Origin of the sequence: Natrinema versiforme (assembly GCF_005576615.1) — an archaeon.
Classification (GTDB): Archaea; Halobacteriota; Halobacteria; order Halobacteriales; family Natrialbaceae; genus Natrinema; species Natrinema versiforme_A.
Map to the genome: position 1 here is coordinate 423,996 of NZ_CP040331.1, position 12,602 is coordinate 436,597.

At 54.3% G+C, this 12,602-nt stretch carries 7 protein-coding genes and 1 pseudogene; 6 read left to right on the plus strand and 2 right to left on the minus strand.

Translation table 11 applies throughout. From position 1 onward, the window contains the following. Positions 1 to 60 precede the first annotated feature (60 nt). Together FEJ81_RS20705 and FEJ81_RS20710 are read right to left on the minus strand one after the other, a co-directional pair. Positions 61 to 822, minus strand: coding sequence for an IclR family transcriptional regulator (locus FEJ81_RS20705; RefSeq protein ID WP_138247107.1), 762 nt, complete (start codon positions 820 to 822; stop codon positions 61 to 63). Between the two features lie 610 nt (positions 823 to 1,432). Then, positions 1,433 to 2,317 (minus strand): dihydrodipicolinate synthase family protein, encoded by an 885-nt coding sequence (locus tag FEJ81_RS20710; protein WP_138247108.1) that lies wholly within the window; start codon positions 2,315 to 2,317, stop codon positions 1,433 to 1,435. 248 nt (positions 2,318 to 2,565) lie between these two features. Between FEJ81_RS20710 and FEJ81_RS20715 the strand changes: the two genes are divergently transcribed. From FEJ81_RS20715 to FEJ81_RS20740, 6 genes and pseudogenes are all read left to right on the plus strand, one after another. Continuing rightward, the gene (locus FEJ81_RS20715) at positions 2,566 to 4,074 is read left to right on the plus strand and encodes an aldehyde dehydrogenase (protein WP_138247109.1); all 1,509 of its coding nucleotides are present in this window, start codon (positions 2,566 to 2,568) and stop codon (positions 4,072 to 4,074) included. Between the two features lie 1,547 nt (positions 4,075 to 5,621). Further along, a complete protein-coding gene (locus FEJ81_RS20720) occupies positions 5,622 to 7,202 on the plus strand; it encodes a hypothetical protein (RefSeq protein WP_229504816.1) in 1,581 nt (526 codons plus the stop codon). Beyond that, positions 7,199 to 8,152 (plus strand): hypothetical protein, encoded by a 954-nt coding sequence (locus tag FEJ81_RS20725; RefSeq protein ID WP_138247111.1) that lies wholly within the window; start codon positions 7,199 to 7,201, stop codon positions 8,150 to 8,152. Before FEJ81_RS20720 ends, FEJ81_RS20725 begins: the two co-directional genes overlap by 4 nt. An 831-nt stretch (positions 8,153 to 8,983) precedes the next feature. After that, complete coding sequence (locus FEJ81_RS20730; protein ID WP_138247112.1) at positions 8,984 to 10,816, plus strand: BCCT family transporter; 1,833 nt, start codon at positions 8,984 to 8,986, stop codon at positions 10,814 to 10,816. Between the two features lie 151 nt (positions 10,817 to 10,967). Next, positions 10,968 to 11,321 (plus strand): nuclear transport factor 2 family protein, encoded by a 354-nt coding sequence (locus FEJ81_RS20735; RefSeq protein ID WP_175416518.1) that lies wholly within the window; start codon positions 10,968 to 10,970, stop codon positions 11,319 to 11,321. Between the two features lie 106 nt (positions 11,322 to 11,427). Then, positions 11,428 to 12,590, plus strand: a pseudogene (locus tag FEJ81_RS20740) (nicotinate phosphoribosyltransferase). The last annotated feature ends 12 nt before the right edge of the window (positions 12,591 to 12,602 follow it).

Here is a 12,602-nt window from a genome sequence, read left to right on the forward strand (position 1 = left end):
ATTTCCGCTTTCAATATGGGCGAAGTAATGGGCGGGAGAGAGGAATAAATCAGATAACTATCAATACTGTAAATCGAGTTCGATAGTGTTCGTTACTTCTTCAACTGCTTTTCGCATCTTTCGGTCATATTCGTCGTCCTGAAATCTTGCTATTGGACCGGCAATACTCACCCCACCGTATACCGTTCCGTTCTGAATGATCGGTGCCCCGATCGCACGGACGCCGTTGACTTCTTCTGCGTTATTGTACGCGTATCCTCGTTCGCGAGCCCTCTCAAGTTCCCTGAACAATGTCTCTCGATTAGTTATCGTATTTTCAGTTTGTGCAGGGAGTCCATGTCGATCGATAACCTCTCTCATCTCCTTGTCATCCATATGTGCCAAAATAGCCTTTCCTGCTGCGAGAACGTGGAGGTACGTCCGCAGTCCCCGTCGACCGTTCGTTTGGACCGCTTTATCCCCCTTCGCTCGGTCTAAATATACGGCTCGACCATGTTCTTCGACGATAAGCCAGACGAGTTCTCCTGTCTCTTCCGCCGTTTGTTTGAGCGATGGGCGAGATGCCGACGCTACTTTATGATTCGTCAGTGTATGCATTCCGTGGTCGAGAAACTTGAGACTCAGGTTATACGTGTTCCCGTCTTTCGTAATGTACTCCTTTTGTTCTAGGGTCGACAAGTACGTGTGAGCTGTACTTTTCGCAATATCGAGGTTATTCGCCAGCTCAGTAACGGTACATCCGTCTAATTTCTGCACTTTTTCAATGATGTCAAAGAGCGTATCGGCCGTTTTCACGGTCCTTCGTGTGTTATTACCTGACACGCCTTCATAATCAACATTGGCCTACTAAAGCCTAACTCATTTCCACATATCACTACATAATATTATGTGAAGTTGTTCGGTATCTACGAACGATAATATCTCCCATCGAAATAGAGCCGTGGCCATTGTCTCCCAAAGAAACTACGGCTAATGACTCTTTTGTAGCAATTTTTTAACTAAATTTACAATGCACAGTTAGGTATTTCCGAACAGGTTCAAGAAGACCTTGATCCCCACTGATTCTCAGAGTCTACGAAGGTGACGAAGGATAACCACAATTGATATTTAGTACCTAAATTATATAATAAAAATCAAACAGGCCCTCAGTGGATGAAGGTTAATTTAGTCACTCATGAAGTAATTTAATAAGATAGTCTCAACCGTCAAAACTGATTCAGAGATTCAAAACTATAGTAATCTCCAGAAGTGTCTACTCACTCCTCTCATCAGATCTTCGAGAGACAACGAGACACGCCAATCTTCGGCGGGTGCCACTACAAAGACTTCCAGATTCTACTATAGCCGCCATCGACGATAGGTTACGTGATAAAAGAACGTCCGTTAGGAAAAGATAATTAGGAGAGCGATGTCCCGCCGGCCGGAGATACCCTTACTCTAGCAATGGGACGTCCTCACGTTCGAGCCATTGCTGTATCGCTGTCCGTCCCTCGTCTGAAACTGGCTGGTAGGGCGACCGAGGTGGCCCGAGCGGGACGCCAGAGAGGTTCGCAGCGGCCTTGACCGCGGGCATCAGGCTGGTGTTCACTTCGTCGGGAGGGAAATCAACGAACGCGCGCTGGGCTTCTCCAGCAGCTTCCCTGTCTCCGTTCTGGAATGCTTCATAGACTCTCATCGCTGGCGTACTCGCGGGTGCTGGAATCACTGCACCGTGACCGCCTGCTTCCATTACGGGCAGGAGAACATCCATCGTACCGAACACTGATGCCAGTCCGGCGTTGTCAACGTGTTCGATGAGCCACGCGAGTTTCTTCCAGTTACGAGACGTTTCTTTCACGTACTCCACGTTCTCGAGGCGCGCAATGCGCCGCATCGTTTCGGTGGAAAGGTCTACGGTCACTGTCGGGTTGTTATAGAGGAGGATTGGGAGGTCCGTCGACTCGGTGATAGACTCATAGTACGACACCACAGCATCGTCGTCTGGGGTGAGCCCCCACGGGGGCATCGCGAGGATACCATCCGCATTAGCAGCCTCCGCATGCGTTGCGAGTTCGGTGGCAACATGCTGTGACGGATGGGAAATGCCGACCAGAACAGGCCTGTCGTCGGTCGCTTCGATCGTTGCCGAGACGAGTTCTTTCCGTTCGTCGACCGTTAGCGATACCGTCTCTTGAACGCCGGTTCCCGCAGCGATAAGTCCATGACAACCACACGCTTGCGTGAATTCGACTGAATCGGAGACACGTTCGATCGCCACGGAACCATCTTCAATCGGTGTTAACACTGGCGAAAGAATACCACTGAGTGCTTGATTCATTCCAATTTGAAATTGTGTACAGATACATAAAATACTATCGGATGTGTAGATGCATTGGCATACGTGGCGGCCAGAACATGATTCACTCGCGCCCCGTATCCCATACGCGAGTGAACTACGGGCCCTGCTCGCAGTCTTGGCTGTATGGCCCCGAAAATCACCGACACATTCGGATTGAGCGAGACAGTGAGTATGCTGAAACGTGGTTCACCGGTATCGTTAAACGTGTGGAGGTGAGACTCAACCACATGGTCGACGCGCAAACAGTGCTGGATAGCGAGACGCATTACGACGTGATAATCGATGGCGACTACCGAGAACCCGCCACTGACGATCGAATAGCAGTGTCCTTTCCATACACCGGCGAACAGTGGGCTACCGTTCCCCAGGCCGGAGAAGACGACATAGACGATGCTGTCGGGGCGGCGCGCCGAGCGTACGAAAACGGATGGAAGGATACCCTCCCGAGCAAGCGGCGGGAAATCCTTTACCAAATAGCCGATGTTCTCGACGAACACTACGAGGAATTAGGGCAACTGGAAACTCTCCAGAACGGGAAGCTGATCCGCGAGATGGAGGGACAGATCGAGAATCTGAGCGAGTGGTACCGGTACCACGGGAGCCTCTGTGACACGCTCGAGGGGACCGTTATTCCGGTCGAGAACAAAGGCGGTGAGATGTTCAACTACACTCAGAAGGAACCCTACGGTGTCGTGGGGGCGATCACGCCCTGGAACTCCCCCCTCCTGTTGCTGACGCTGAAGCTCGCACCCGCGCTCGCCGCGGGGAACACGTTCGTTCACAAACCCAGCGAGCACACGCCCGTCAGCGCCCTTCGGTTTGCCGAACTCATCTACGAGGAGACGGATCTTCCGGAGGGCGTATACAACGTCGTTCCGGGCGCCGCGGCCGCGGGACAGGCGTTGACCGACCACGACGACGTCGACAAGCTCTCGTTCACGGGAAGCACAGCGGTCGGTCGACAGATCGGGAAAGCCACCGGCGAAAAGCTCATTCCCGTCTCACTCGAGCTCGGAGGGAAGAGCCCGAACGTCGTCTTTCCGGACGCCAATCTGGATAACGCCGTCAACGGCGTCATTAAGGGAATCTTCGCTGCAACTGGGCAGACGTGCGTGGCGGGCTCGCGCGTCCTGGTGGCCGACGAGATCTACGACGAATTCGTCGATCGATTCGTCACCCGTGCGAACGATATCGAGCTGGGCGATCCGCTCGACCGCGAAACCGAGATGGGGCCGGTCGCGTTCCCGGAGCAGTGGGACAAGATCCGAAAATACATCGATATCGGAACGTCGGAGGGGGCCGAGATCGCGTTCGGCGGTGAACAGCCGGACGATCTCCCCGGTGACCTCTTCATTCAGCCGACGATCCTCACCGAGGTCGATAACGGAATGCAGGTTGCCCAGGAGGAGATTTTTGGCCCCGTCGCGTCCGTCATCAGGTTCTCCGACGAGGAGGAGGCAATCCAGCTGGCGAACGACACCGACTACGGTCTCGCCGCCGGCGTCTGGACGGAGAACATGCGTCGTGCACACAGGTTGGCCGACGGGATCGAAGCGGGGACGGTCGTTATAAACGAATATCGCGTGATGTCCTATCGCGCTCCCCTCGGCGGGTACAAGGCCAGCGGTCTCGGGAGGGAACAGGGCAAAGAGGGCCTCGACGAATACCTCCAGACGAAGAGCGTCTGGATGGATCTCGACGGGGAAGTGTCCGACCCCTTCAACATGGATACGTAAGCTGGTTCTGGCAATCCGAAGCGAACTCTGGAACTGACCGAAAGGGTACTACGCTCGGCGTATTTTCCGACATCACGACACAGAGATCGTTCGTGGTACGATTTCGTGACAGATGTTCTGGGGCGCGGTGACGCCTGAGTCGCTCACGGTGTTCGAAACGACCTTCTCGATCAGTTTCCGTGCTACCAGCACGTCTATTCCCGTCGGCAGGATTCTCCGTCGCAAATCGTCTTCCGCCGTCGCACGGCGAACCACTGCGTGGCTGTCGATCCGATCGGTGACTGCATCACCGAGACGAGAGACGAGTCTCGCTCGAGAATCGTGAGCGGATATCCTGTTGCGATCGAATTCACCGGTTATCCGGCAGATGCGTAAGTATCATCGTTGCCCGAATTGGCCGATGTGTGTCCACAACGTCACCGATCGACGGACCCCTGTGATTCGTCAGCTACGTCGTCGGTCCGTCCCCGCGGTGATTTCGCCGACTACTATCAACTCGCGGAACGCTTGAGACGTTTCGCACATCTGTACTGACTAGTCGAAGAACGTGAAGCCGAGACGGTACTCGCCGTTTCGCTTCACGGAATCCGTGGAGGTATCGTCGTCAGGTGACTGCGGACTGCACATTTTGCCGGACTCTCTCTGTCAACCAGATCGTTCCGTGGATTCTATCCACTCCGTTATCGCTTCGGTGTCGGCGAACGCTTTCCCGTCTACTTTTACTGCACATCCTCCTGTCGAATTCGACACCGTGCGAGTAGCGCTGCTAGTTCAGCGTGTTAGTGGTCGTACTATCGCCGGTCGACAGCTCAGTACTTTCTCCCTACGGAGGTACTAAATTGATAGGAAAAATATTTTAATTTTGCTACTATCGAGTGCGGACGATCACTCAGTTCGCTGAGAGCGAACACAAATCGTGCCGGAACTGGATTGCAGCGGTGTGCCCGTCTCAATCACTGTTCAGAAGGTGAAAATAGGGATTCTGAGGGAAAACGCGCACAATTAACACTGCCACGGGAGAATAATTCGGTCTCAGCGAACTTCGCACTCTGCGGAGAATTACAACCATACTGTCGTAAATTGGTATTACAAACATACTATTGTAATTCTATGCGAGAGGCCGTACTGAACCGTCCGTTCGGATCCGGATCGGAGTTCGAACCCCTCGAGGAACAATGTGACCAATTCACATGGATGCGTTCGCCTTCGATGAACAGATCGGGACATAGCGTGGCGCAACTCTTCACGGAAACGTACGTTCGGTATCAGCGAATTCCATTCTGATGGCGGTCGACGTAGGGTACTTAAACGCGCGTCGTCGTGGGCAGCGCTTCGGCAGTTCGCGGTCCACGATGGTCGACTGAGCGGTCCAGTTATCCTAAGCAAAAACTATTAGGTACCCTGTCTCATACCCATATTCGATGGCTCGAGACAATCAATCGTACCAGATGGACTCGTTGCGGGATCCATCGGATCTGATGCAGCCCGAACGGCTGAGTGCTCTCCAACAGACGCCCCTCAGTTTTACGCGTATTTTGACGAGACGGATGGTGGACGAACAGTGGGAGATCGACCTCCGCGAGATATCTGTCGACGAAGAAGGAAACGGGAGGGCTCGATATAGCATTACGACGCCATCGCATGAGTTTTCGTTCCCGATCTTTTCCCAGAAGATCAGTGAAGAGGAAAAAACGGATCGGATCACCGCGGACACCTGGGACATGTGGGGGTTCCTCTGCGAGGGAAACCCGACCGAAGAGTTCATCGACTGGCAGTTCGAGGAGCTACCGAGCGTACGGAAGGGGCGCGCCACCCCTGAGGACGTGCTGATCTGGACGCGAGGGAATCGTAGCTCCCGGTTCTTCGATCACATCGTCGAGTCGTTGGTGGACGGCCGCCAACCCGATATCGATTTCCTGGCGAAGGGCGGATATCTGATCCGGTCTTCCGGCTACTACGGGAACGGGCTGAACGGGACGAAGGTGTTCGAGGCCTTCGAGCAAGATCATCCGCTCAACGAGCCGTATCTCGCACAGATGTTCGCTGCGTACATGTGGCGTATTTTCGGCTACGATTTGGCGGACGCCATCGCGAAGGAGCACGACGACGACGCGGCTACACTGGATTACAGCATTCGGAAGTACCTCGGGACGGGGAACTCGTCGGGGATGGGTGTCGCACTTTTCGCGATGAACCACCCCAAGCTCATTCATACGTGGCTCCGTGCCAGAGAGGTCGCCGTTGCGCGAGTCAAGACGGTCGAACCGACGGACGACGACATCCGGAAACTCGTAGAGATTCTGCACAGAGCGGAAGTGTGGTTCACGGAAGGCGAGAGCGACTCCAAGGAGTTCTTTCTCTCGAAGGCCCGAATCGCCGACGGTCTGAACAGCGTCAGAAAGCGAATCGAACGGGCGAACGAAATCTCGACGTGGACGGATATCACCAGTTGGACTGAAGACAACTTCGAGCCGGAGATCGAGGAGGTCCTGTACTCCCTGTTGATGGATATCCATCCGGACGTGTACGAGGGACTGAAGTCCGCACTTATAACCTCGCAGAAGACCGATATTCGGCCCGGAATGACCGTCTCTCGTCTGCGATCGATCGTCACCTCGGATTACCGGTGGACGCTCGACATCGACATGTCAGCTCCGGGTGCGAACGAGAACTTCTGGTATCGGTCCGTCAACGGTGAGGAGCCGCGGTTGGGGAAGAAAGGTGAGAGCGAGGCCGAAGAATACGCGCTCCCCGTTGATATCGCATTCCAAGTGCAACAACTCGAAAATGAGCTTCGGTCGTTCGACGGAGCGGACACGGTTGCCGACGTATTGTTCGAATACCCCGAGTATCGGTATATCGTCGAACGAATTCAGTCCGTGCATGGGCTCCCGTACGCAGAGATCCGAGGAAATCCCCTGGACACCGACTTCGTCCCACTCCACCTGGTCGCACTGGTCAAGTCCTTCTGGGGGATCCAGAAGACTCATCCGGCGAACAAGGGATGGGTGAAAGGGACCTTCTTCCAAGGTGCACCATTACCCGAGGACCTTCGAGACGGCAAGAGTTCGTACTGGCTGTATCCCCCGAGGCCGGAACTGATGAAAAAATCGGAGGTGACGCAATGAAGTTGAGCTCTCGAGAGGTATTCCAGTTGGCGGATCGATGTCTCGCGTCCGCGGGACTGTCGAACGGGGCTTCGAAGGCGAACGCCAAATCGATCTGGTGGACGGAGGTCTACAAGGACTGCGGTCTCACCACGCTTCACCGGATTATCGAGGAATCCCCGACGCTGGATCCGTCGAAGTTATCCCTCGAGGATCAAACGTCAGTCTTCTCGATTGTCGACAGCGGTGATCAGCCGAGTATCGTCTCGAGCACGGCGGCGCTGGACTTCAGTTGCTCGCAGGCCGAGCAGGAAGGAATCGGGATCACGTACGCTTCCATTCCGGAGGCAGATCACAGCTTCCCAACGATCGGACACACAGCGTACCACGCAGCGAACCGCGGAATGGTAGCCATCGTTCTGGCTGCGTGTCCTGACGGGTCGAGGAGTTTCATCGGGGTGCCCAGGTGCTCACAGCCACTCCTCGCGGAGATGAATCTGAACGGGCGATCGTCGAGCTATGCGAAGCTTGTGGACGTCATCGATAGCGGTCTATATCGACAGCGACACTGCCCGCTGGTACAGGCCTTCTTCGAGCCGGGCGAGGGTAGCGGTCGGTCTGCCACGGACGCGGCTACGCTGAAGCAACTGCTGGAGGACGCGATGGAACCGAACCCGGAGAGTGTCGATAGCAGTGAACGTGGGTTTTTCACGATTTGCATCGATCCGAATCATCCCCAAAGCTCGACGGAAATCCAACGAGTCGCGGATCGGTTTGTAGACCAACAGGCGGATGCGCTTACGTCTGTGTACCGCTCATCGGAAATAGGTGAAAAGGGACGGACGTTGATCAAGGAAGGCATCGAGATCGAGAAACAAGCATGGGAGGAACTGTTCGAGTTCAGCAATGGAATCTTCGCGCCGGATTCGTTGGGCGCCGAGACGGGAGCAGGTCCCAGTTTGGAGCAGTAGGCATCAACGGAGACGAATTCAGAATCGATAGAACTCGTCTGATAGATCTGTATCGTCTCGGCCGATACTACCGACGAGGACCGGAAATCACAGTGGGCGCGGACTATTCGACGTAAAATTAGCGTAGCGACGGTACTACTGTGCCATTGACTCGTCGGCACAAGGCGCAGACGATGGTTCACCAGATCCGGGATGCGACTCGTCACACGACATGTCGTCTATCCTGACTGGCTACTGACCTCTGCGAAAACAACACTGAAACGATCCCTGGTCCGAACGCGAGTACACGTGGAGCGAGATTACCCACAAACTCGAGACCAACAGTTAGCTCTGACTTCCGCTGTTCTCGCAGTATCGATACGGGAGAAAGGCAGCGCAGTAGCCTATATCGGTGGGTTCGACGCTATCTCGAATGCGGTAGAGGATGAGACTTACTAAAATTGTCCAATAGATCGGTTCGAGTATATAACGCTGGAATCTTCGCTCTGTGATTACTGAGAGTCTTGTCTGTGCATCTCCCTGGGTATGGGGGGAACTTTTATGTCCAACCGTGTCTATGGGTAGCATGCGTTAGATGGTCTATGACACAGATACTGCTCCGCCGGACGAATCGATAGTGACCAACCGCTACCTAGACGAACTTACCAAACCGCACCACTACGGAAAACCCCGTCTTCCTAAGTCGCGTTCTGAGACGGTGCACTAGAAGAACAAGAATGAACGAACAAATCAACTGGCCACGCAGTGTAGAAGTTGTGCCGATAACGATCCCACGAGACACACTGACTACGCCGATTACGAACGCGCAGATGCGCAGAATGGAGGACCATCATGACTGAAACCAATGATAACAAAACGGAAGAGAAACGGTCGGAGACGCTCCAAGAGGAACTATTTTATCCCGACTCCAAACGCGAACCTGGAGACGCGAACCGTGAATTGTTTGGCGGACGATTAGATATTCACCCGGTGGTGCTTCCCGTCTCGCTCACTGTCATTGGTCTGTTCATCGTAGTCACGTTGCTATTTCAACAACTCGCTGCGCTGGTTGGACTGCGGTCCGACAGCGGAGAGACAATGACAGCTGTTGAAGCGTTCGGCACACTTCAGGCCTTAGGGACGGACACGTTCGATTGGCTTCTCATTCTGGCCATGAATGCGGCTATTATCGCTGTGGTATACTTCGCACTCAGCAAGTACGGTAGGATACGGATCGGCGGTGTCAACGCTGAGAAGGAGTTCAGCAACTTCGCATGGATAGCAATGCTCTTCAGCGCCGGCATGGGGATCGGCCTCATCGTCTTCAGTGTCTCCGAGACGATGTACGGTCTCCAGACCGTTCCGCCCTATTTCGCCGGTGTTGAACCCGAAACGTCCGCCGCAGGTCACGCTGCAGTAGTGCAGAACTTCTTCCATTGGGGACTTGCCCCATGGGGAATTTACGCGCTTGTTGGCCTCGGTCTGGGTTTCTTCGCGTATAACCGTGGACTCCCGCTTACCTTTCGATCGATCTTCTGGCCGGTGCTCGGGAAACGGATATACGGCTGGCCGGGCCACGTAATCGACATACTTGCAGTATTCGCTACACTGTTCGGTCTGGCGACATCGCTCGGTCTCGGGGCCCAACAGGCCACCACTGGGGTCGTGTACGTTTCGGACCAACTCTTCGGGATCACAATTCCGGAGACGACATCGACGCAAGTAGTCTTGATCGCGGTTATTACCCTTATTGCGGCTGGATCAGTTGCTGCAGGACTAGAAAAGGGGGTTAAACGTCTGAGTAATATCAACGCAGTCTTTATGGTCGTTATGCTCGCTTTCTTGCTGATTGCGGGACCGACACTCTACTTACTAGGGGGCTTCAGTTCGGCTCTAGGTACATACACAAACTCATTGATAGAACTCAGTTTCTTCACCGGCACGTTCGGTGGAGAGGGCGCTACCGAGTGGCTCGGCAACTGGACGTTCTTTTACTGGGCATGGTGGATCGCGTGGTCCCCGTTCGTTGGCATGTTCATCGCCCGCATCTCGAAGGGGCGGACTATCCGAGAATTCGTCGGTGGCGTGCTACTGGTACCGACATTCTTCGGAATTTTCTGGTTTTCGACGCTCGGCGGATCGGCGGTGTACGCCCAGTTGAACGGTGGAGGTCTTCTCACCGTACTCAATGAACAGGGACAAGAGGCCGTGATGTACGCGATGCTCTCGGAGTATCCTCTCGGCCTCGTAATGTCGATCCTTGCGACGATATTGGTTATGACCATCTTCGTGACCTCCTCGGACTCGGGTTCACTCGTCATTGATCAACTGACCGCTGGCGGGAAACACGACGCACCGAAGGTCCAACGGATCCTCTGGGCACTCATCGAGGGTGGAATCGCAGCAGTGCTGTTGATTGGCGGTGGGCTAACGGCGCTGCAGGCAGCGTCAATCGCGACAGGTATCCCCTTCGCCCTTGTCCTCTTATTCATGTGTTATGCCATCTATCGGGGACTCAATCACGAACACGAAATCTTAGAATCCAGTGAATATCAGAGACGGCGGAAGGAGATGATTGAGCAGGGTGAAATCGAGGTTGATACCTCTGATGATGGCATCGTGACTTCCGGTGGGGACTCAATCAGTGACATCAAGAAAGATGAATCAACCATGAGCGACGATTGATGTCCTGACTAGAGTTAGATGAGGTCAAGCAGAGGATAGGGCGCTCACAGACGATCTGTAGATCTAATCCAATGCGCTCTCCAGAATTATAATTCTGAGTCATGAATGTAGAACCAGGTATTTTATATATGTGCCGAGAATGTATTACACTATGTCCAAGGTTGATCGAAATACGCTTATTGATGCATACTTTGATGCGATGGATTCAGACGATCTCGAGATCGTACGGCCTGTAGTCACTGACGAATTCATATATGAATCGCTCTCGGGTGATCTCAGTGGTTTCAGTGGTTTACAGACATATATGACGGAGTTACGAGGACTCTCGAACACGAACCACGAAATGACGACCGTAATCCATGGAGAGACGGCGTCTGTTGTGGAGGGTACCGTAACGGGAGATAACGGAGAAACTCGAGTGGAATTGGACTTCTGCAACGTCTTCGAATTCGATGCTGACAACGAGGGAATTACTCGGATCAGTGTCTACCTCAACGATTCGTAACGAGTCCGAAGCGAACAAGCGATTGTCGAATGATGTGACCACTGATGCTTGTTAGAAAAGGATAGTAACCACAATAGTAACGGCAGAGGCGACCATGTTGTCCGGTATGAAGGAAACGTTCGACATCATCCCAATTGACGCGATCAAAACGGCGACGCGACAGATGCTAACTTCGACCAGACAGAACAGACATTACGACACGCGCAGAAGAGCCCCGATGTCGTCGCTGAGGTAACAGCTGATCAGTTTCCGACGGATAATTTCGAAGTACTGGCCGGCGTCAAAGATGCGGCGCATCTCCTTGAGGGTCAAAACCTCAACGTCGACGCACTGCGAGAAGGCCACCTCTTCGACGGCGGTCCCGTGCTCCGGATTGAGGGACCGTATCTCGAGTTCGCTAAGTTCGAAACGTCGCTTTTAGGTTTCCTCGGTCACCAGAGCGGAATCGCAACGAGGGCGCTCGAAACGCGACGTGCTGCGCCTGAGTCACAAATTCTGAGCTTCGGGGCCAGACACGTCCACCCCTCAATCGCGGCAATCGTCGAGCGAGGAGCGCTCATTGGTGGGCTCGACGGCTTCTCGAACACGACGGCTGGCGAGATCATTGGTCGCGAGGCCAGCGGAACGATGCCACACGCGCTCGTACTTTGCTATGGACGCGGCGAGCAGCAGGCAGCATGGGAAGCATTCGACGACGCCGTCGATCCCGATGTGCCCCGAATCGCGCTCTGCGATACCTTCAGCGACGAGGTTGAGGAGGTGCTGGAGGCGGCCAAGGCTTTCGGGGAAGATCTAGACGGCATTCGCCTCGATACGACTCACTCCCGGCGCGGCGATTTCGAACACATCGTTCGCGAAGTCCGCTGGGCCCTCGAGGCGGCTGGCTACGATGACATCGATATTTTCGTCAGCGGTGGACTCTCGCCGACAGATCTCGAGCAGTTGCGAGATGTTGCGGACGGATTTGGCGTCGGCAGTTACATTAGTAACGTCGATCCAATTGACTTCTCGCTGGATATCGTCGAGATCAATGGTGAACCGATCTCAAAGCGGGGCAAACTTCCGGGAGTCAAAGACATCTATCGGACATCCGACGGCGGCCACTCCGTAGCACTCGCCGATCGCGAGTCGCCGTCTAACGGTGAGTCGCTCCTAGAGCCGCTGCTCGCTAACGGAGAAGTCGTCCGGGAATTCGACCTCAACGAAACTGCAGCGCGTGCGGCAACCGATGCGGAGACAGTTGGATTCGGTCGAATTGCATCAACCTAAGTGCAAATGGTT